We start from the raw sequence: 20939 nt of genomic DNA on the forward strand, positions 1-20939 counted from the left end.
AATAATTAATGTAACATGATTTTAAGATTGCGAGAAATTGATCGGATCATTAAAATAATAATCAGGAGTCCGAGGGATCGTTTAGTTCGAGCTGCGATCGCTCCAAAAATCTACAAAATATTAAGTCTGAATCCGACTTTTGATATCGGGACATCCCCGTCTACAGTAAAAAATTCTGATAAATATTACATTACATTGCCGAAAAAGGAGATTTATGAAATTGACAGAAGAACCCGAAAAAATCAATCATCAACTAGACAGAGAACTCTTGGTACGTCGCATAACTGAACGTATCCGCCAATCTTTAGAATTAGAAGATATTTTAAGTTGTACTGTAGAAGAAGTGCGGTCTTTTCTGAAAACAGACCGGATTATGATTTATCGGTTTAGTCCAGATGGTAGCGGAGAAGTTGTTGCCGAATCAATCGATCGCAACCATCTCCCTTCTTTAAAAGGATTAAACTTTCCAGCCGACGACATTCCCCCCCAAGCCCGCCAGATGTATGTCCGTCAACGCCAGCGGACAATAGTAGATGTCAAGTCAGCCACGATCGCCTTAAGTCCCCTGGATGCGCCCCAAACAGGTGAACCTTTAGCTAGTGAGGAGATATATTACAGATCGCTCGATCCTTGTCACAGAGCTTATCTGATGGCAATGGGAGTCCTATCTTCCCTAGTCGTGCCAATTTTGCACCGCCGCACCGGGCCACTAAACAGCAAAACAGACATCTGCGATTCGCCGGAGTGTTTGACGAGATACGATCCAGACAAAAGTAGCCAAACTCACATCGAATTGTGGGGACTTTTGGTATCTCACCACTCCGCCTCCCGCAATATTTACCAAACTGATTTGGAAGTAGTTCAGTTAGTAGTAGATCAATTGTCGATCGCGATCGCTCATGCCATCCTGCTTCAGCAAACCCGCTCTCAAACAGCCCTGGAAGCCACAGTCAGCCGCATCGCCACCCTATTGTACGGTCAAGCTAACATTCAATTGCAGCAGGCTTTAGAAGCTACTGTCACCGCCATGGAGGGCTGTGGTGGCAGACTCTACATCAGCGCCCCGAAAATCATCCCAGAAAAGTTATCAACTCCCAAAATCGATGGGGAATTTCCATTTTCCACCAATCATCAAGTTTCGACAGTTGCTTCTACTACTGATGCTGCCGATTCTGCCTTTGAAGTGTTCACCGTAGGAGAGCAACCCATACTTCCAGAGTGGGAAAATGCCACAAGTGCGATCGAAACCCATCCTCTGTGGCAAAAATGGCTAACCACAGGATTGAACAATCATCAACAGACTCCCCAGATTTCCCCATTGGCAATGGCCAATATTTCAACTATGGTGGGTACTGACTCCCAATTCCCAATGTGGATAATTACCGACTTATATAAAGAACCTCAATTTAGAGTTTTATCTCCTGCTTTCCCAACTACTAAAATTCGAGGTTTGCTGGTAATTCCCCTCCACTACAAACAGCAATTAATCGGGTGTTTGACAATTTTTCGCCAGCAAATTGACACCGAAAAAATGTGGGCGGGACGCTTTGATACCAGCGCTAAACAAGTGCTTCCCAGACAATCGTTTGAACTGTGGCGAGAAATAAAAAAAGGTCAGTCACCTCAGTGGAAATTGCCCGAAATTGAACAATGTTTAGCGATTGCTAACCAATTTTGTGCAGCCGTTAAGCATTATATTTTGCATCAAGAAGTGCAGGCGATGAATGCCAACTTGGAGCGTCAAGTTCAAAAACGTACCGCTCAATTGCAAAAATCCTTGGACTTTGCCAAAGTATTGACGCGAGTCAGAGACCAAATCCGCAGCACCTTGGACTTAAAAACTATACTGCAAACTATTGTCCGAGAAGTGAGAGTTTTGCTAGATACCGATCGCACAGTAATTTACCAATTTGCAGACGACGAACAGGGAGAGGTCGTTGTTGAAGATGTTCGCGGTGAGTGGCGGTCAATTTTGGGTTTGAAATCTCCAGAAGAATGCTTTCCCGAAGGTTCATCCTGTTTTTACAGGAAAGGAAAGGTGCGGGTGATTAATGACATTGATAATTCGGATTTAACTCCCTGTCACCGCGATTTTTTGGCAAGTTTGCAGGTGAGGGCAAATTTAATAGTGCCGATCGGTCAAGATAGCCAATTTTGGGGATTGCTAATTGTCCATGAGTGTTCCGCGCCCAGAGTTTGGCAAACAGCAGAACAGGAATTGCTGCAACATTTGGCAGATCAAGCTGCGATCGCCCTTCACCAAGCAGAACTTTATCAAGAAAGTCTGAATGCAGCCTCCGCCGATCAAGCAAAAGCCGAACAGCTAGCTCATGCTCTGGCCCAACTCCAAAATACCCAAGCTCAATTAATTCAAACTGAGAAAATGTCCAGCCTCGGACAACTGGTGGCTGGCGTCGCCCACGAAATCAATAACCCCGTTAACTTTATCTACGGTAATCTCTCCCACGCCAACGAATACAGCAAAGATTTGCTCTGCTTGGTGGAACTTTATCGCCAGCACACTCCCAATCCTAACCCAGAAATTACAGAGTGCGAAGAAGCGATCGAAGTAGATTTTCTTACCGAAGATTTGCCGAAAATTTTGGACTCTATGAAAGTGGGAGTGGAACGCATCCGTCAATTAGTTGTATCTTTACGGAATTTTTCTCGACTCGATCGCGCCGAGAAAGATTGCGTTGACATTCACGAGGGCATCGAGAGTACGCTGTTGATTTTGCAGCACCGCATCAAAGCCACCTCCGATCGAGCAGCCATAGAAGTCATTAAAGAGTACGATGATTTGCCACGAGTGGATTGCTATGTTAGCTCGCTGAATCAAGTGTTTATGAATCTCCTCGGCAATGCGGTTGACGCAATAGAAAGCCGAAAGATAGAACGAATTAGGAGTTTACCTGGATTAGAACCCAGTGCAGGAGCTATCAACTTAAGCTCCCAAAAATCCTCGGTGGATTCGGAAAATTTCAATGTAACCAATCAAACTTTAATTCCCGATGTTCCCAATCCTTGCATTCGGATTCGCACTCAATTAATAGATGAAAAAACCATAGGAATTTGCATTGCCGACAACGGTCACGGCATCCCGAAAGAGTTAATTTCTCACATCTTTAATCCGTTTTTTACTACTAAACCAGTTGGTAGAGGCACAGGTTTAGGACTTTCTATCAGTTACCAAATTGTAGTTGAGAAGCATAAAGGGGTACTCAAGTGCGTTTCTATTCCAGGTCAAGGTACAGAATTCTGGATTGAAATTCCTATCCATTAGTTAAAGGTTAACAGTTAACTGTTAACTGTTAACTTTTAACTCGAAGTCACGATTCCGATACTAACGGATTTGATATCAATTAAAACAGCACTTGTAGTAGGAAAGAACTGACGGAACCCAGTAGACTCATAAAGTCGCCACCGCCGGCTGTGCGGGGTTCTGTTGGCTTTTGGCGGGCTACAATTGCTTCGGCTAACTGCTTGGACAATTCCTGACCTTGGGAATTCCCTTGCGTGGCAAAAAGTTTGTTAGCTATTGCAGCGTCTTGAGTGGCACCGGCGAAGTCTCCTAAATCGGCACGAGACATACTGCGAGCAAAATAAACGGAGGCTAAGTCGGGTTTGAGATTGAGGGCTTGGTTGTAATAATCTACGGCGTTTCTGTAGTTTCCAGCTTGGGCCTCGATTACTCCGAGTTTGTAGAAGTCTTCCGCAGTACCAATATTAGTTGGCATTCCTCGAACTCCTAGCAGTTGGGTGCTGGTTAAATTAGTGTTGAGCAAATTGGCGTTGCTGAGGTAGGCGCTTCTCAAGTCGGCACCGTTGAGGTTGGCTCCGCTGAGGTTGGCGCCAGTTAGGTTAACGCCAAACAGACTGGTGCCGCTGAGGTTGGCTCCGCTGAGGTCGGCCCCAGCCAGGTTGGCTCTGCTGAGGTTGGCTCCTCTGAGGTCTGCACCTTGGAGATTGGCTCCTGCTAAGTTGGCTAAGACTAAGCCTGCACCGTTGAGGTCGCAGTTGGGGCACTGTCGGGTGGCTAGTAGTTGTTGCGTGTGTTGTATGTTTTCGGCCGATGCAGGGGCTAGAGGGGCTAGAGCGCTTAGCACTGTTGCAGCAATGACTATTCTGCTGAGTTTCATTGTTAACCGTCCAAAATCCGAAATATTAAATCTAAAATAACTTGTATTGAGGCAAGTGGAAATCTATAGTTACTAGGGTCTTTCCTAAAATAATAATTATTAGAGCTTATTTACAGCTTTTCAAAAATCTATATTCTGATTAAGCTGGCTGCACTATAATCCCACAAAAATCATCACATAAAATTTACTTATTCAGGGATATTTTTTTATATTTAATTATAATAAACTCTATTTTTTAGTTACGATTATTGCAGACTATAACAGTTACACTCTCTCTAAAAAAACCTTAACTCCGATTACTTTGCAGCCTTCGTGATGATGAAAATAGTGTGTTTATGGAGCGAAAAATCCACCGATTAGTGGGATTTTTTTCTAGGTTGTTGATTTTACTGATTTTGAATGTGACAACGATCACCAATAACTCTGAGTAATATCACATAAAGACAGCTTTTTCGATCACAAGATGTTGCGGGAAATAGTACATAGTAGTATTGTACCTCTAACAAATTGACAACCCGACCTTCTACGTGTTTTACTCAAGTAACGATCGACCAAGTAGTTTCATCGATATTTGCCGATCGCAGTTTGTCGGTATCACTTTGACTAGGCGCTACCTTAGTCAAATCATGAGACTGCTGAAATCTAAGCATTTCTCGAAGAGAGAAGAACAGAATGCACTTGTCAGAGTCTTGTCAATTCTCTACAATAGTGCGATCGCCATTGCAGGTTAATCAAGAAGCGCGATCGACAGCATCTGTAGTGATAAATCTTATTTATTTGCTGGCAGCTAATGACAAACGGCCACAGATAAATTAGCAAAAATAACTAAAAAATAAGAAAGAACAGGGATTGTGTATAGTACAAAAAACTTAATGAGGGTGTTTTAATAAACCAAAAAAATCGCTAATTTCCTAGAAAAAAATCAAACCTTAGTCAGATTGATGGGATTTTTACCCATCAAATAGTTGAAGTAAATCGGTTGTATATTGCTAAGCTGCAAGTCCAAGGTTATCAGTAGCCTCGGAACAGACGCTGTTCCCTTGTCAAGCAAAGCTATTACAGATCGCGAATCCCCATGAGGTAATTAGTATGGCTGGAGTATGTAGACTTAGCATCACAGAGACAATTGAACAATTGAAAAGCTTATTAACCGAACAAAAAACGGCAAGTGGATTTCAAAAAATCCAAGCATTGTACTTGTTTAAAATTTGTCAAGTTAAAACAGTGAAAGAATTGGCACTCACCATCGGCGTCAACCGAATTACCGTGCAGCGGTGGCTCAGAAAATACCGTTCTGATGGACTCGAAGGACTCCTAGAAACAAAGCACAGCGGAGGCCGCAAGCCAGCAATTCCTCCTTTGGCCCGCGCTAGCTTAGCAGTGCGCCTCAGCGATCCCCATAAAGGCTTCAAAAGTTATGGAGAAATTCAAGATTGGTTGCAGCAGGAATATAACATTCAGGCTTCTTATAAAGCCGTTTACGCGACGGTAAGATACCAATTAAAAACGAAACTGACCAAAGTCTAAATTCTGCACTAATAGACATCTCCCAAAAAGGCGGTCAAGGGCTGGCTGTTTCATTCTCTTGTAGGGGCAGCCCCCCGTGCATTGGTGTCAACTTAAGGCCAAACCCTGTCACAGACTACTGTTTGACGATTAAGGCCAGATCCCCCCTAACCCCCCTTAAGAAGGGGGGGACAGGAGTCCGATCTTTCGTCCCCCTTCCCCCCTTGGGGGGGGCTAGGGGGGGGTGGGGATTTAGGGGGATCTAGACTCAGGTAAAAACCAGATTTCTCAAGGCTTTCAGGCTTAAGTTGACACCTATGCCCCCCGTGGCTGCCCCCATCTCACCAAACACATACAAAATCGTGGAAGAAGAGGGTAGGCACGGGGGCACTACCCCTACAAAATGATGATTTGTCAGCAGAATGAAACAGCCCAGGGCTGTCAAGGGCTGGCTGTTTCATTGTCAAGAAAACGATGATTGTGTAGGGGTAGTGCCTTTCTTTGCCTACCCCCTCCCTTGAATATCAATCTAAAAAGTCAAAATAGGGCTGATATTTGGTAGCAAGTTGTACGCGCAATTCATTAATTGCGCGTACAACTTGCTGCTTTTGCTGTTTTTTAGTATTGAAATTGTCTGCATCTAAGGCAAAAACCGATCCAAAGCAGCTTTCAACTCTTCAATTTCCGTATCAATATTACCTTCCTTAGCAGCTCTACCAATACATTGAGTTAAATGTTCGTCAAGAATGATTCTCGCAACGCGATCGAGGGCTCCTCGAACCGCAGCAACTTGTACTAGAACTTCAGGACAGGGGCGATTTTCCTGTACCATAGTTTTAATTCCACGAACGTGTCCCTCAATCCGAGACAAGCGATTCACCAGCCGTCGCATGGATTCTTCATCGTGATGGTGAGGGTGAGCAGAGTCATCATGATGATGGTGGGAATTTGAGGGCAAAGATTTGTCAGCAGAAGTATCAGATAGGATCATGAGGAAAAATTTAAGAGTTAGAATTCAGAATATCTTGAGTTTGTGCAGGGTTATACCAATTTTTCATGAGGGTGCATAGAATTTGATCCCCCCAGCCCCCTTAAAAAGGGGGAGCAAGAATTCAAAGTCCCCCTTTTTAAGGGGGATTTAGGGGGATCGGGATATATGCAACTTCACATTAAATTGGTATTACTGACTTCATGTATTCTAACCCACGCCTCGAAGCAAACGTTGATCCGAAGGGGCTGACAATTTGGCAAAATATATGTGGGAGTTCCTAGTAGCAGATTGACTCGGCACCAGAACTCCAGCACCCAACTAACTCAGCTAGCATAAAATTAACGCTATGGGAATACTCAAGTTTTTTCGCCCAGCACCCCGAATGGTGTCTTCGCTGTTGCGCGTATTTTTAGGAATTACGATCGCCCTACAGGCTTGGACAATCAGCCCCGCATCAGCATCTGCAAGTAACTTCCAACCCGCCACCAAATCCATAGCCTCACCTTCCCAACTATTAGCACTCCGAGGGACAGAACTCCCGGCGACTGCTAGCAACAATAGTTTTGTGACACTAGCAGTCGATCGCGTCGGACCAGCAGTGGTGCGAATTGATACCGAGCGCACTGTTAGCCGCAACCTCGATCCAGTCATGGAAGATCCGTTATTTCGCAGATTTTTTGGAGACGAATTCCCTACCCAAAGCCCCAGACAAGAACGCTTGCGGGGTCAAGGTTCCGGCTTTGTGATCGACAAAAGCGGGACTGTGTTAACCAACGCTCACGTAGTGGATCAAGCCGATCGAGTGACTGTCACATTAAATGACGGCAGTATTTTTCCGGGAGAAGTGTTAGGTACGGATGAAGTGACAGATTTGGCTGTTGTCAAAATTAATACTAAGGGTGTTAATTTGCCGACAGCAGCTTTGGGAGATTCTGATGCGGTGAAAGTGGGAGATTGGGCGATCGCCGTGGGAAACCCCCTAGGATTTGATAATACCGTCACCTTGGGAATTATCAGTACCTTGAAGCGATCGAGCGCAGCCGTAGGTATTCCCGACAAGCGCCTCGATTTCATTCAAACAGACGCAGCCATTAATCCCGGCAATTCTGGTGGCCCGCTGTTAAACGGTTCAGGAGAAGTGATTGGAATTAACACAGCGATTCGAGCCGATGCAATGGGTATTGGCTTTGCAATTCCCATCAACAAAGCTAAAGCTATTTACGCACAGTTAGCGCGGGGAGAACAAGTCAGTCATCCATTTTTGGGAATTCAAATGATTGATTTGACTCCAGAAATTGCTAGAGAGAATAATGCCGATCCGAATGCTCCTTTGATGATACCGGAAGTGAGAGGGGTGTTAGTGATGCGAGTTGTGCCAAATACGCCTGCGGAGAAAGCGGGAATTCGCAAGGGAGATGCGATCGTGCAAATTGACGGCGAATTTGTCACGACGGCGGCAAAGTTGCAAAATCTGGTGGAAAATAGCCAAATCGGTCAAAGTTTGAAACTGAAAGTGCGGCGAGGTTCTTTGACGAAAGATGTTGTTGTTCAAACGGCTCAATTGAGGGATTTTTAACTCGAAGGGGAAGGGGGCAACTGTTGGCTTGCCAACAGTTAATTCAACAACTAAAACGCCCAACCATTGCTACGGGGCTGGCAACTATGCAGAGTTATGCGATCGTTTGTTACAGTTGCGTAAGTCATCAGGAATTAAAGTATATTGGTCACAATCAATAGATAGCCAATTAAAAACTCAGGGAGGATTTAGTGATGACATCTGTGGATATTGAAAAAAAAGCCATGACAGAAGAAGAGGTGGCAAAGTTATGGGAAGCGTTCAAAGTATTTGACACGGACGGGAGCGGTGCTATCTCATCAGAAGAACTTGGTCAAGTGATGCGATCGCTAGGGCAGAGTCCTAACGAAACCGAGTTGCGCGACATGATCAAGGAAGTGGACGTAGACTTGTCGGGCAGTATCGATTTTGAGGAATTCAAAATGCTGATGGTGTCCCAGCAAGGCGATCGCCAGAGTCGTCTCAAACTGTCATTTAGTGTATTTGATGAAGATGGCAGCGGTCAAATCACTAGAGACGAGATGCAGGGGGTGATGAGCCAGTTTGGGCTGACAGAGCAAGAGCTGGATGAGATCATCAAAGAGGTAGACCATGACGGCGATGCCTCAATTGACTTTGAGGAATTCTGCAAACTGGTACCGGATGAGTCACAGATAAAAACCGGATATCAAGACTCGCCCGTTCCGATTGTCAGTACACAGACAACCGAGATTTCAGATAGTACAGCGACGCAGATCGCCAGTACAGCAACTGCTATCAACGAGGCTGCTTCTGCCACGATTGAACCTAATCTACAAGAAGCAACCACCGATAGCGATCCAGAAATAGCACGGCTAAAAGAACTACTCGCCCAACACCCACAAACTGAGGAGAAGCGGGGTACGTCCCGCTTGCAGATGCAGATAGGTTTGTTTCGTCTGATCCAGGGAGCAGCCTACCGCTGCTTCCGCGAGAGTTTCTCCGCCAACCACCAGACTCACCTGCGCGTGAGAAACTTGCCATACAGAATCGTTGATTTTGTGCAATTTGTCAGAAGTGCGATCGCCCTTTATAAAGGATTAGGTATCGTAGAGTCTGCGTGCAACCCTCTACTGGATGCAGTAGTGAAGTCGATCGAAGATGAATATGCCAGACTAGAGGCTCGCATCAAGAACTGGAAGGCGATCGAAAAAACTCCAGAAATGTTGGCCGAACAAAAAGCCATGTTGGAAGCGCGGGGTAAATCTGCCAGCGCCAAGGAGAAGTTTGCCGCCGGAGTCGAGTTTGCAATCACCATCAAAAAGAAGAGTCTCAACTTGCGCGACATCGCCGAGGGTGTGCTTGCCATCAACGAACTCAACCGACTGCGGAAAATGGAACTGAGTGAGGAAATGGCACCGCCACCAGCCCAATCCGAGGGAGATCCCAAAGAGTACCTGAAGAAGTGGAACCGCGTCATCCTCTCGGATGCCTCAGAAGCAATAGATGGTGCGATGATGCCAGTGGCCTATTGGTATGAAGACTTTACGCCGAAGTTGCTGGCTGCCTTTAGCGTCTGTACCGCAGCAGATATCCCCTTGAACACGGTGGCTGACGAAGCGGCTTTAAACCAGTGGTACGAAGCCACTAAAACGTCAGGGGAATTTGGGCGCTATGGGGCGGATGTTGTAGAAAGCTTTCCCAAATGCGCTCCAAAACAAAAGCTGATGCTTAAACAAGCATGGCGCTTGACGCACAACTACCTAAATGGGGTACAGAAACGACGCGAACGCATGGAGTTTGGGCGCGAGTCTGGCGAACTTTCGCAATATGTGTCGTTTATCGATGTGTATATCGATCGCAGTGAAATCAAGAATTCACAAATGCGCGTCAGCTTCCCTTACTATATTGGCCCTGCGGTGTGGCGTTTCTTCCACACTACGGCTGAAATCGTCTCTACCAAGACCCCCCAACAGCAAACAACTCTGGTGGCCTTCTTCAAGGACTTCTTCAAGCTGTTTGCCACTATGTATCCCTGCCCCTACTGCCGCCACCACCTCAACGCCTATGTCGTGCAGAATAAGGAGGTGGAAATGTACCCTGTAGAGTACCTTGTGCTTGGGCGCGACCCGCGTCTGAATAACTTTGAGGTATCAATGGAGGCAAAGCTGTCCACTGTAGTAGATGGCGATTCCCTGCGCTTATTCTTCTGGAAGCTGCACAATACAGTCTCTTCATCGATTGCGCGATCGGAGGAGTGGTATCACAAGGATGAGAAAGCATTCTATACCACCCGTTATTGGCCCAGCATTGACTCTGAGCTAGCACGAGCCAAAGCCCTCAAACACATTAGCATTGCGACCGATCGAATGTACCGGCTCTACGGTATGCTCAAGCCATCGGCACGACTGACAGGGGTGAGAGCAACATTGCAAAAACTGTTGGATAAGCGGGACTCAGAAGGCATCAAGGAGGCCTGCTTAGTTGCCCAAGATTATATCAAGGAGTTGGAGGAGGCGATCGTCACCGGACAATTCCTACAAGAGACATATTACTTTGACCCTGATCTTGTCGATCGAGCTCCAGTCTTCAGTCCTGAAGAAGAGGAGTTTGCTCGAAGCGGTGTGTTTGTAGAGGTTGCTTAGATATTAGTGAGTAAAAAGTTAAGCTTTAAAGCTTAACTTTTTTACCTCATATCAAATCTGAAGACTAACTCTTCCCATGAATCGATCAAGTAGTGCGATCGCTAATCCAAAGCTTGAGTTCAGTATCCGTCACCAGCCCCACCCAAATGATGGCTTAATGGAAAATTTTCCATTGGACTGGATGCTATACTGAGCTTAAATCTGATACTTTATCCTTTTTACTGGCTCCTGCAAACGCTACGTAAGTTTCTAGGTGAAATTAAATATTTTTTACAATGATTGACCTAAGTACCTTTCATGCCTGCCTCGTCCAACCAACTGCTCGTGGCTATGACCTAGATAACCAACAGAAGGAAGCAGTAGAATATGATGGAGTTTCCTTGTGGCTTCTGGCAGGTCCAGGTTCGGGTAAAAGCGAGGTACTGGTTACACGCACCCTGAAACTGCTCTGCGTAGATGGTGTTAAGCCACGCTCCATTCTCCTAACTACCTTTACAACTAAGGCAGCACGTAACCTGGAAGATCGTTTAGCTACCTATTGGGCGGCATTACAAAACACAGATCCAACTCTTCAATCTGTAGACTTAGCTGATATAAGAATAGGAACATTGCACAGTCTATGCAATGACATCCTGCAAGAATATCGTTACGCAAAATATCAAAACGTTCGTCTTCTTGACCAGGTAGAGCAGGATTTGTTTGTTTACCGTTATGCCTCAATTACAGATCATCAAGATATAAGCTTCTGGACAACTTTTGCTCATGCTGTTCCCGATTGGCGAGCTCTAAATTACTGTCCTAACAAATGGAAAAGAGCCAAGGCAGCAGTTACACTATTCAACCATATTGTAGAAGATTACGTTGATGTCCAAAAGATGATTTTGGATGGGGGACACTGGGCAACTTTAGCAGGATTCTATCAGCAATATAATGAAGCTCTACAGAAAAACTACCGCTCCGACTTCGCTCATCTTCAAGCCTGTTTTCTAGAATTTTTAACCTCTCCATCTGGTAAACGCTTTTTAGACGGAGATGGTCAGAATCAGCCACCGTTGATGCACGTACTGGTTGACGAATACCAGGATACTAATCCAATCCAAGAGCGCATTTACCTTGCCCTTGGCAACAAAACGGCACATAGCATTACAGTAGTAGGTGATGACGATCAAGCTTTGTATCGTTTCCGAGGAGGAAACGTATCTTGCATGGTGAATTTTGACAAAGCTTGTATGGCAGCATTTGGTAAATCTCCTCAAAAAATTCAGCTAGATAAAAACTATCGTTCTCATAGTAGTATCGTTGATTTTTTTAACAGTTATATTACTTCTTTTCCAGAAATGACAGCATCAGGGGTTCGCGCCCCTGGCAAAAATCCTGTTACAGCAGCTTCTACAATTTCTGGATCGTATCATGCTGTTTCTTGGATCGCTCCGCGAAGAGTGGCAGATTTACCAAATGCTGTTGTCGATTTAGTTAAAAATCACTTAATTGCTGATGGAATTATCTCTGATTATAGTCAATGCGTTTTATTGCTACGTAGCGCGAAGGACTCGCCACGGAATGCTGGTCCTTTTATTGATGCGTTTCAACAACATGAGATTCCAGTTTACAATCCCCGGTCAAAATCTTTCATGGAAAGTGAAGAAGTCCAGTGTTTGCTGGCAGTATTGGTGGAGGTGATTGACAAAAATCATACTTTTTCTTCTTCTTATAAAGATCCAATTGGGCGGCATTTATCATGGGTTGGAACTGTCCAGGGATGGATTGACACTCTAAATACTATTAGAGGTAATCCTAATCTTTTCACTAATGGGCTGGAAGACTATTTAACCCAGAGTAATGCCGAGTTGCCGAAACTATGTGCAGAAAATAAAGGCAAGTTTCTTAATCTTAACCTTTTAGAAATTATATATCATATTCTGGCACTAGAACCATTTCGGACATGGCAAAAAGATCCTGTAAGAAACTTACGCCTTTCCAAGCTAAGCCGTCTTTTTGATGGCTATCACAGCTTTAAGTTAGATGGGTTGCGAGCAAATACAGGAGGGGATTTAGATCCCACTTTTTTGAATCGGTTTTATACAATGTTTATCAGCTATCTTATCGAAGCTGGAATTGATGATGAAGAAGATGAAGAGGTGATCGTCCCCCAAGGATATCTGCCAATTATGACTATTCACCAAGCAAAAGGCTTAGAGTTTCCCTTTGTGTTTGTCGCACAACTGGGTAAAAAGGGAGATGTGGGAGCAGCACACATTCTTGAACAAGATTTAGAACCATTTCGGGAGGAGCTTTATCCTAGAAATACACGCGATCCAGAACTCTTGGTTGTCGAAGATGACATCCGTTTGCTTTACGTAGCCTACTCCCGTGCCCAGTATGGCTTGATTTTAGTTGGTACACCAACCCACATCAGAGATCATGTAGCCGCACCAGGGCGTAATCATGTTGAATTTCGTCGTAATACACTTGTAATTTAAAGAGAGCGTTTATGCCAAAACCATTCAACGGAATTTCAATACCTTTGCCCAATAGTACATTAGTGAAACGACGATATAGTGTTACTCAAGATGTCGTTTCTTTTCGACATTGTGCCCGTCAGTATGGAGTTTTTAATGTTTATAAATATGCCCCTGCTCATCAAACACAGATTTACTTTGGTACGGTACTTCACCAAGTTTTAGATCGCTGTCATGCCCATTTTCATGGCAGAGTAGATCCATCAACTAAGGGTTCACTACCTGATGAGGGTAAAGTTCTCAGTGAAGAAGAGATCCACGAATATTTTGGGGAGCTTAAAAGCGCACAAAAAGCTGTAACAACACTACCGCCGCCTCCAAGCGATATTGTCCGGTATTTTATTCAAGTCGAAAATGGCTTGAATAGTCAAGGAATTCTAGCTATTAGGTCAGATACTAGAGTTCAGGCCGTAAATATTCTTCAATATTTCAATGCACTGGAAGGCCCGACGCTTTATCCACGAGTTACAAACACAGAACATAGATTACAAGCAGATCAGAGCAATCACATTTTACATGGAGTTGTCGATTTGCTAGTAGATTCAACCGATGAAATGGTTGATCCGGCTAACTGCGAAATGTGGGATTACAAAGGCAGCACTCGTCTTGGTCTAAATCCTAAAGACTTGCAGACGTATGAGTTTCAAATGCGGGTTTATGCCTATCTTTATCAACGAAAGCACGGTGTCCTGCCAAAGAAAGCTGTTTTATATTTCCTTAACGAGCTTAACGGCCCAACTTGTCCAACGAAACGCCCAGTTAACGCTCTTTTAGAAGTCAGTATTGAGCCTGATGAAATTCAGATAGCAATAGATGAGTTCACAAAAACGGTAGGTCAGATTGAACAATCTCGTTTAACTGACACATGGGAACCTGCTGCTCCGGGTGAGATTAGCGAACAAGATTGTAAAACTTGTGACTGTCGCTGGGATTGTAAAACTCCCAATAGTGGAAAAGGTGTGAAACGGATATATCCATAAGTTGGTTAAACAGTTACACAACGTCATCGGATCGAGGCAAACGATAAAACTTTCGGTACTCAGATTATTGAGAGTCGAAGGAATCACAGGCAAAACAACAGCTCGTAAACCATCGTTGGGAACAGCAGAAGTAATGGGTAGAACAGTTACCTTGCTGCGTTGATTAAAAGCAGTTCCTGAAATAATTACCGCTGGTCGAGTCTTACGGATTTCTGTACCAACTGACGGATCGAAATTCACGAGCCAGATGCTTCCCAGTCGGTAATCGCTGCTTGCTGCCATGCTTCATCCTCATCGGTTAATTCATCACTTAGTTCATCCAACAATAAACAGGCTTCTACCATTGCCTGCTGTTCTTGTTGTTTACGCCTGGGTTGCAATAAAAGCTCAACTAGACTACTGCGATTTTCTACACGATCGTCAATATAACGCACTAACTCATCTGGCAAAGAGATAGATACTTTCATATAATTGATGCCACTTTTAATACTACCAATGGTAGCACAAATATCGCGCAGATTGCAAGTAGGGTGCGTCGCCATCTATAATCTGCAACTTATATCCAAAATCTCGCAGGTATTGTAGGGTGCGTCAGTTTTCAGGCGTTTCCCATGTATAGTCAATGTTCTAGCTGACGCACCCTACATGGATAGTTAGTGGTTTAAATGCGTAACAGCTTAGGAAAAGTTGGTAATTGCGATTCGGAAACCAGGGTTTTGTAGGGGTAGTGCCCCCGTATCTACCCTCTACAATTTGAGTATTTCCACTCACTGAACAAGAGAAGGTAAATTATGGATGTTAAGTTAGTTTTAGCAGTAGGGCTGGAATCTGCTGCACTGCGGGCGGAATTAACAAAAATTCTATCTCTCTAGAAGGACGAAATTTTCTCAAAATTTGACGATGATTAAAGTTAGAAACGAAATCGGATCGGCAATGAATAAAGTCTACCCGGAACCAAGAAGCTCGCGCTTCATGGCACTGCTGCTGACAACGCTGCTGACATTTCCCTTTGTCACTGCTTGCGGTTCCAGCCAGCAAGGTTCTGCTCCCCCGCCCCCAGTAGATGATACCCGCGCTGGGGCACCGGCGAATCGCCCCACCAGTCCAACGCCCCAAGCGAAACAAGGACTGAGCAATACTCAAAAAGTAGCGATTACTTTAGTAGGAGCAGCCGCCCTTTACTACCTCTACAATCAGCACAAAAATAAACAAGAACAGGGGCCACAGGGGCAATATTACCTTTCCAAAAACGGTCGCGTTTACTACCGCGACGCCCAGAAACGAGCTCACTGGGTAACGCCGCCACCAGAAGGCATTAAAGTGCCGGAGTCGGAAGCATCGCGTTACCGAGAATTCCAGGGGTACAACAACCAAACTACAGGTAAAGACCTTACTAGCTTGCCGGAAGCTAAAACTGCTGTTCCTGCACAGTAACCAAATTATTTGAGATTTTAGATGGAAGATTAAGTTTGGCATTTCCCCATCTAAAAGAGCCGTTCTTTCAGCAAATAAACAAAGAGGAATTTAATCATGGTAGATAGTTTTTTGCGAAAAATAAAAGATGCGATCGTCGGGTCGGAGGACGAAAATCCAGCCGCTTCTGAGGATGAAGACAACTATGGTCATCCCCCAGGTTCTGGACAGTTCGGCAATGTCCGCCCAGCCAGCGAAGACCCCTACGGCGACCCAGCAGATAAACAGTTCGGCAACGTCCGCCCAGCCAGCGAAGACCCCCATGGCGACCCAGCGGATGAACAGTTCGGCAATGTCCGCCCGGCCAGCGAAGACCCCTACGGCGACCCAGCGGATGAGGAAGTGATTTGAGTTGAGCAAGTAGGGTGCGTCGCCATCTATAATCTGCAAGTTATATCCAAAATCTCGCAGCGACGCACCCTACGGATTAACACTAGAGAGAATAACGCCGAGTTGTTGTTCAAACGGCTCAATTGAGGGATTTTTAGAGGAGAAGGGGGTATTTTTCCCAGTCTAGGAGTGAAGAGTAGATTGTGACGCCAGTAGGGGCAATCCAGAAGTGGTTGCCCCATTTGTGCCTTCTGTGGATTTTGAGCTTGAGGGTTGCGTTGTCACTATGCCATAATTAATGACAGCATATATTCAAAGGATTAATAAGGACTATGCCAAGCATTACGATTCAAGTTGATGAAGATATTAAGACGGCGTTTGAAGGGGCTACTTCTGAGACTCAGAAACAGTTGAGCTACATTGTTAAATTGTTTTTGAGAGGGAATTTACACAATAAAAGTTTAACTGAAGTTATGGCAGAAATTTCTGACAAAGCACAACAGCGAGGATTAACGCCAGAGATTTTACAAGAAATTTTAGCGGATGATAATGACGAATAGATTTGTCGTAGATACGAATGTTTTAATCAGTGCTTTACTGTTTAAGAATTCAGTCCCATTTCGGGCGATTGAATTAGCATAAAAGCAAGGAATAATTTTATATTCTGAAGCGACTTTAAATGAATTAGAGCAAGTTTTGAATCGGAAAAAGTTTAATAAGTATCTTTCTTTAGAAGACAGACAGGTATTTTTGCTTAAATTTATCAGCGCGTCCGAGTTAGTCTCTATTACAGAAAAAATTGCCGTTTGTCGAGATGAAAAAGATAATAAGTTTTTAGAGTTGGCTGTTAGTGGTAATGCCAATGTAATTGTTACGGGTGATTTGGATTTATTGGTCTTAAACCCTTTTCAAGCAGTAGAAATTATTACTCCAGATATGTTTATTGATAGGTTTAGTTAATTGTAAGTTGATTTAGCGGTAGTTGGGGTGAGAATGTGGGAATGGTGGGATGGGGTGAGTCGGTAATAACGTAGATTGTAGCGTCGAAACGAGTGAGGGCGTTGAGAAAAGTAGGGACACGGCACTGCCCATAGGTCTCAACTTAAGGTCAAACCCAGTCATAGACTGTTGTTTGACTATTAAATCTAGATCCCCCCTAGCCCCCCTTAAGAAGGGGGGGACAGGAGTCTTTTCAAAGTCCCCCTTCCCCCCTTGGGGGGGGCTAGGGGGGGGTGGGGATTTAGGGGGATCTAGACTTAGGTAAAAGCGAGATATACCAAGGGTTTCAGGCTTAAGTTGACACTAATGGGCACGCTTGAGTGTCCCTACTGCCGTGTCCCTACACCTTGGGGTTTCGCATCTTCGTAGAAAATGAGGATGGGGTGTTTTTCCCAGTCTATGAGTTTTGAGCCGGGGTCAGAACTCCCTGACGAGGTTTTTTATGAGGAGTATTAATTAATGGTTCTCCTACATAAGCTTTATCTCCTTGAAATCTTTGAGATTTCTCTAATGACAATCGCTGCTTTCTCCAAATGTTTATGTCGGCTGTCGCTCCGGTTTCTCCTACTACTACGTCAACAATATCTTTACCCTGTGGCATGACTATCACCTGGTTTTTTTTTAGTGTGTCTTTTTTGCTTGCCCGAGTAATTTTTTTTCTGCTCTTGATTGTCCGTAGGCCTTGGTATGGGCTGCTCGTAGCTATCTACTATCAACTCAACCTCTGACAAAATTTCTAGAACCCATGCCCGCTCTGCATCATTTTTTTTTACTTGTTCTAATACCGAAGCTGGCAAAACAACAGCTCGTAAACCATCGTTGGGAACAGCAGAAGTAATGGGTAGAACAGTTACCTTGCTGCGTTGATTAAAAGCTGTTCCTGAAATAATTACCGCCGATCGACTCTTGCGGATTTCTGTACCGACTCAAGGATCGAAATTCACGAGCCAGATGCTTCCCAGTCGGTAATCGCTGCTTGCTGCCATGCTTCATCCTCATCGGTTAATTCATCACTTAGTTCATCCAGCAATAAACAGGCTTCTACCATTGCCTGCTGTTCTTGTTGTTTGCGCCTGGGTTGCAATAAAAGCTCAATTAGCCGACTGCGATTTTCTACACGATCGTCAATGTAACGCACTAGCTCATCTGGCAAAGAGATAGATACTTTCATAATCATCGTAAAACTATTTATGCCACTTTCAATACTACGAATGGTAGCACAATTCTATTTACTCACCTTACGGAACAAAAAGACGACCAACGCCCATCCAGGTTTCGATATCCAGCAAGATTTCCAGAATACGATCGACACAACGATTTCGATAGACTCGATCGCCTAAAAATCGATCGGCATCTCCAATGGTAATCACAGGCAGGGAATCCACTGTATTTTCTTCTCGGATCACCTGTTCCAGGGAGTCTTCACCCTTCATGCTGCGGTTTGCAGTAAGCAAGATCATCTGATTTGCCTGAGCAAGTCGCCAAACAACTCGATCGTTACTGTCGATCGACAAATTCATCTGCTTGAAAGTGACAAAACGAATTGGGAGTAGATTTAACCAACCTTGACTCGCAATATTGCCCAATAAAATCTCTGCATGACCTCCCAGATTGTGATCTATAAGAAAATTCATGCTTCTAGTTCGTGTTTGGCTTTCTGCTCTTGAAGTTTTGCCCAAAGAGCCTCTCGACCGGGTTTGGGTGGCATCGCTGCAACGCGGGCTGAATGTTCGCGATTGCGTTCTTCCCAGTAATGCTGAATTTCCTTAGCTTGCCTTAAAACAATTTGATATTCTGCTTCGACTTCTGCACGATTTGCCTCAATGTAGGATAAAGCAACGTTAATCTGATCGTCTGTTAAGTCAAACAAGGAACGGATAAACTTCGGGGGATATTGAGCCGTCAGGTAGTCCATGACATCATAGAGAGTGATGCGCGTACCTGAAATTGTCAGTCCGCGCTCTGTGCGAATAATTGTTGGTTGGTTGTTGGATACTGAAACCATATCTATAGCCTCTGAAACAACTTAGTAAATAATCTCATAGTACCTCACAAATTTGTAATGTCGTATTTGTAGCAAGTAGGGTGCGTCGCCATCTATAATCTGCAAGTTATATCCAAAATCTCGCAGCGACGCACCCTACGGATTAACACTACACAAAATTAGCCGGATCTTGATCTCGCCGATTCTTCAACAGAATCGGAGTACCTTGCGAATCGCCCACCAAAGCCGCCGTTTCCTCCAACGCTTCCCTCAGCCGCTTCGCCGCGTAAATCGACATATCGCGGGGCACATTTACCCGATCGCGCAAATACCGCAAAGCAGCATCAGAACCAACCGGCGGCGTACAAACTTCGCCAGTCATCATCAAAGTTAAAGCACAACGCAAAGCCTCATCAAATAAGTTGTCATCAGCAGGATTGACTTTAATAATGTTGCGCTGATGCTTGATAACGCGATCGAGTGCTTCAGCGCGAGAGGTTTCCGGTTCTGGATACATCACATCTGGTAATCCAGCCCAAGGCCCATTATCCACACGGGCTTTATTGAGTAGCATCTGCGGTTCGCCATTTTCATAACAGCCACCCATTTGAGGTGGCAAATCGTGTACATGAGTGTGGAAGTCGCTCTGAGTACCGCGATAGGTGGGGCGGCTTTCCATCCCCGCAAACCAGTCAGCAAAGCGCGGGTTTTCTTCGCGCATTGAGTAGCCTTTGTAATAGTAAAGACTGGCATTCATGCGTTCGACGTAGGGCGTAAATATCACATCCGCAGTGCCAAATTCAGCAAGGAAATAAGGCCCGGGGGTGCTGGCTAGGGCTGCTTCTACCTGGGTGACGACGCTGATAAATTGGCTGCGGTTGTGCTGTTCTACTTTGACTGAACTGGCTGGGTAGCACAGCCAAGTGCACCAGGCTCTAAATAGCAGTCGTTCTAGTCGTCTCAGGGGAAGGACTTTCGGGTTTTCCATGCCCAAACTCAAGGGGCCAAAGACTCGTTCTAGGGCGATTAAAATGTCATCGCTTTCGGTGATAATGCGGCCATCTAGTTCGATCGCCGGTAGCATTCCCGATGGCACTTTCCGCTTGTACCAACTTTCTTTGTCCCCATAGCAGAACATGGTAACTTTTTCAATACGGTAGGGGATTTGTTTTTCTTCTAGCCACAGCCAGATTTTTTGGCAGTAGGGACACCAGGCGTGATTGTCGCGGTAGAGGGTGACTCGCACATCGGATTCGGTTTTTCCGAAGAGGCGCAACCGCGATTGGGCGTTGGTGGGGCCGTTGGTGCGATCGACTTCAAAGTCTGTGAGGGCTTCTAGTTGTGTCCAGGTTAGGGGAGTTGCGATCGTAGCGGTTGGTGTCATGGGTAAATTAGTGCGGATGATGGTGGTCAGAAATATAGACTAAATGTATATCGTTTCTAAGTCGCGATCGTCCAAAAGCCAATGGCAAATTTGCCATTGGCTGATGTTTGTTACTGGCTACACCATGCCTACTTGCGATCGAGTTGCGATCGAGACTTACACACAAGTAATATCAAATCCGGCAGCATCGGAATTATTATTAGCCGAAATTAGGAGACGGCAGTGCCGTGTCCCTACAATTAATCTGGCGTAGGGATACGGCACTGCCCATAGGTGTCAACTTAAGCCTGAAACCCTTGAGAAATCTCGTTTATATCCGAGTCCAGATCCCCCTAAATCCCCACCCCCCCCTAGGGCGTGTTTTCAAACTACAACCATAACCAGATACAGGCGATCGTAATCATGGCTGTATAATTTGCAGCCAGCTTCTCATATCGGGTTGCGATCCGACGAAA

20 protein-coding genes and 2 pseudogenes are annotated in these 20939 nt (G+C 44.9%); 11 read left to right on the forward strand and 11 right to left on the reverse strand.

Annotation, left to right across the window (positions count from 1 at the left end; genetic code table 11):
* Positions 1-214 precede the first annotated feature (214 nt).
* Positions 215-3283, forward strand: coding sequence for a GAF domain-containing protein (locus ACBR23_RS20630; RefSeq protein ID WP_371120360.1), 3069 nt, complete (start codon positions 215-217; stop codon positions 3281-3283).
* Between the two features lie 79 nt (positions 3284-3362).
* On the opposite strand, the gene ACBR23_RS20635 is transcribed toward ACBR23_RS20630, so the two are convergent.
* The gene (locus ACBR23_RS20635) at positions 3363-4139 is read right to left on the reverse strand and encodes a pentapeptide repeat-containing protein (protein ID WP_341738788.1); all 777 of its coding nucleotides are present in this window, start codon (positions 4137-4139) and stop codon (positions 3363-3365) included.
* 1089 nt (positions 4140-5228) lie between these two features.
* Here ACBR23_RS20635 and ACBR23_RS20640 point away from each other — a divergent pair.
* On the forward strand, positions 5229-5666 hold the full coding sequence (locus ACBR23_RS20640; RefSeq protein ID WP_341731233.1) for a helix-turn-helix domain-containing protein: 438 nt from the start codon (positions 5229-5231) through the stop codon (positions 5664-5666).
* 619 nt (positions 5667-6285) lie between these two features.
* Here ACBR23_RS20640 and ACBR23_RS20645 read toward each other — a convergent pair.
* Positions 6286-6636: a metal-sensing transcriptional repressor gene (locus ACBR23_RS20645; RefSeq protein ID WP_371117152.1), complete on the reverse strand. Its 351-nt coding sequence runs from the start codon at positions 6634-6636 to the stop codon at positions 6286-6288.
* A gap of 346 nt (positions 6637-6982) precedes the next feature.
* On the opposite strand from ACBR23_RS20645, the gene ACBR23_RS20650 reads away from it, so the two are divergent.
* From ACBR23_RS20650 to ACBR23_RS20665, 4 genes are all read left to right on the forward strand, one after another.
* On the forward strand, positions 6983-8212 hold the full coding sequence (locus tag ACBR23_RS20650; protein WP_371117153.1) for an HhoA/HhoB/HtrA family serine endopeptidase: 1230 nt from the start codon (positions 6983-6985) through the stop codon (positions 8210-8212).
* A gap of 191 nt (positions 8213-8403) precedes the next feature.
* On the forward strand, positions 8404-10815 hold the full coding sequence (locus tag ACBR23_RS20655; protein WP_371120361.1) for an EF-hand domain-containing protein: 2412 nt from the start codon (positions 8404-8406) through the stop codon (positions 10813-10815).
* Positions 10816-11090: 275 nt separating this feature from the next.
* Positions 11091-13295 (forward strand): ATP-dependent helicase, encoded by a 2205-nt coding sequence (locus tag ACBR23_RS20660; protein ID WP_371120362.1) that lies wholly within the window; start codon positions 11091-11093, stop codon positions 13293-13295.
* 11 nt (positions 13296-13306) lie between these two features.
* Positions 13307-14314 carry a PD-(D/E)XK nuclease family protein gene (locus tag ACBR23_RS20665; RefSeq protein ID WP_371120363.1) on the forward strand — a complete coding sequence of 336 codons (1008 nt, stop codon included), beginning with the start codon at positions 13307-13309 and terminating at the stop codon, positions 14312-14314.
* Between the two features lie 93 nt (positions 14315-14407).
* Here the strand turns inward: ACBR23_RS20665 and ACBR23_RS20670 are convergent.
* Both ACBR23_RS20670 and ACBR23_RS20675 read right to left on the reverse strand, forming a co-directional pair.
* Positions 14408-14596, reverse strand: a pseudogene (locus tag ACBR23_RS20670) (type II toxin-antitoxin system PemK/MazF family toxin); the annotation flags it as partial.
* A complete protein-coding gene (locus ACBR23_RS20675; protein ID WP_371120364.1) occupies positions 14551-14856 on the reverse strand; it encodes a type II toxin-antitoxin system ParD family antitoxin in 306 nt (101 codons plus the stop codon). The pseudogene ACBR23_RS20670 and the gene ACBR23_RS20675, both read right to left, overlap by 46 nt.
* Positions 14857-15247: 391 nt before the next feature.
* Between ACBR23_RS20675 and ACBR23_RS20680 the strand changes: the two genes are divergently transcribed.
* The 4 genes from ACBR23_RS20680 to ACBR23_RS20695 all read left to right on the forward strand — a co-directional run bounded on the left by ACBR23_RS20680 (position 15248) and on the right by ACBR23_RS20695 (position 17077).
* On the forward strand, positions 15248-15748 hold the full coding sequence (locus ACBR23_RS20680) for a hypothetical protein (protein ID WP_371117160.1): 501 nt from the start codon (positions 15248-15250) through the stop codon (positions 15746-15748).
* A gap of 96 nt (positions 15749-15844) precedes the next feature.
* Complete coding sequence (locus ACBR23_RS20685) at positions 15845-16138, forward strand: translation initiation factor (protein WP_371120365.1); 294 nt, start codon at positions 15845-15847, stop codon at positions 16136-16138.
* Between the two features lie 311 nt (positions 16139-16449).
* Positions 16450-16677, forward strand: coding sequence for a hypothetical protein (locus ACBR23_RS20690; protein ID WP_371120366.1), 228 nt, complete (start codon positions 16450-16452; stop codon positions 16675-16677).
* A gap of 94 nt (positions 16678-16771) precedes the next feature.
* Positions 16772-17077 (forward strand): putative toxin-antitoxin system toxin component, PIN family, encoded by a 306-nt coding sequence (locus tag ACBR23_RS20695; protein ID WP_371120371.1) that lies wholly within the window; start codon positions 16772-16774, stop codon positions 17075-17077.
* Here ACBR23_RS20695 and ACBR23_RS20700 read toward each other — a convergent pair.
* The 7 genes and pseudogenes from ACBR23_RS20700 to ACBR23_RS20730 form a co-directional block, all read right to left on the reverse strand.
* A pseudogene (locus ACBR23_RS20700) lies at positions 17070-17180 on the reverse strand (hypothetical protein); the annotation flags it as partial. The gene ACBR23_RS20695 and the pseudogene ACBR23_RS20700 overlap by 8 nt on opposite strands.
* A 333-nt stretch (positions 17181-17513) precedes the next feature.
* Positions 17514-17717, reverse strand: a complete 204-nt coding sequence (locus tag ACBR23_RS20705; protein ID WP_371117162.1) for a hypothetical protein — start codon at positions 17715-17717, stop codon at positions 17514-17516.
* Entirely contained in the window at positions 17704-18030 is a 327-nt protein-coding gene (locus tag ACBR23_RS20710; RefSeq protein ID WP_371117182.1) for a type II toxin-antitoxin system PemK/MazF family toxin, read from the reverse strand. The genes ACBR23_RS20705 and ACBR23_RS20710 overlap by 14 nt, the downstream gene beginning before the upstream one ends.
* 26 nt (positions 18031-18056) lie before the next feature.
* Positions 18057-18287, reverse strand: coding sequence for a hypothetical protein (locus ACBR23_RS20715; protein ID WP_371120367.1), 231 nt, complete (start codon positions 18285-18287; stop codon positions 18057-18059).
* A gap of 67 nt (positions 18288-18354) precedes the next feature.
* Positions 18355-18750 carry a hypothetical protein gene (locus ACBR23_RS20720; protein WP_015179600.1) on the reverse strand — a complete coding sequence of 132 codons (396 nt, stop codon included), beginning with the start codon at positions 18748-18750 and terminating at the stop codon, positions 18355-18357.
* Entirely contained in the window at positions 18747-19121 is a 375-nt protein-coding gene (locus ACBR23_RS20725; protein ID WP_341737206.1) for a DUF433 domain-containing protein, read from the reverse strand. Before ACBR23_RS20725 ends, ACBR23_RS20720 begins: the two co-directional genes overlap by 4 nt.
* 148 nt (positions 19122-19269) lie before the next feature.
* Complete coding sequence (locus tag ACBR23_RS20730; RefSeq protein WP_371120368.1) at positions 19270-20484, reverse strand: glutathione S-transferase family protein; 1215 nt, start codon at positions 20482-20484, stop codon at positions 19270-19272.
* A gap of 43 nt (positions 20485-20527) precedes the next feature.
* Between ACBR23_RS20730 and ACBR23_RS20735 the strand changes: the two genes are divergently transcribed.
* A complete protein-coding gene (locus ACBR23_RS20735; protein ID WP_371120369.1) occupies positions 20528-20737 on the forward strand; it encodes a hypothetical protein in 210 nt (69 codons plus the stop codon).
* Positions 20738-20939 lie beyond the last annotated feature (202 nt).

This window comes from Microcoleus sp. (assembly GCF_041354475.1).
Classification (GTDB): Bacteria; Cyanobacteriota; Cyanobacteriia; order Cyanobacteriales; family Microcoleaceae; genus Microcoleus.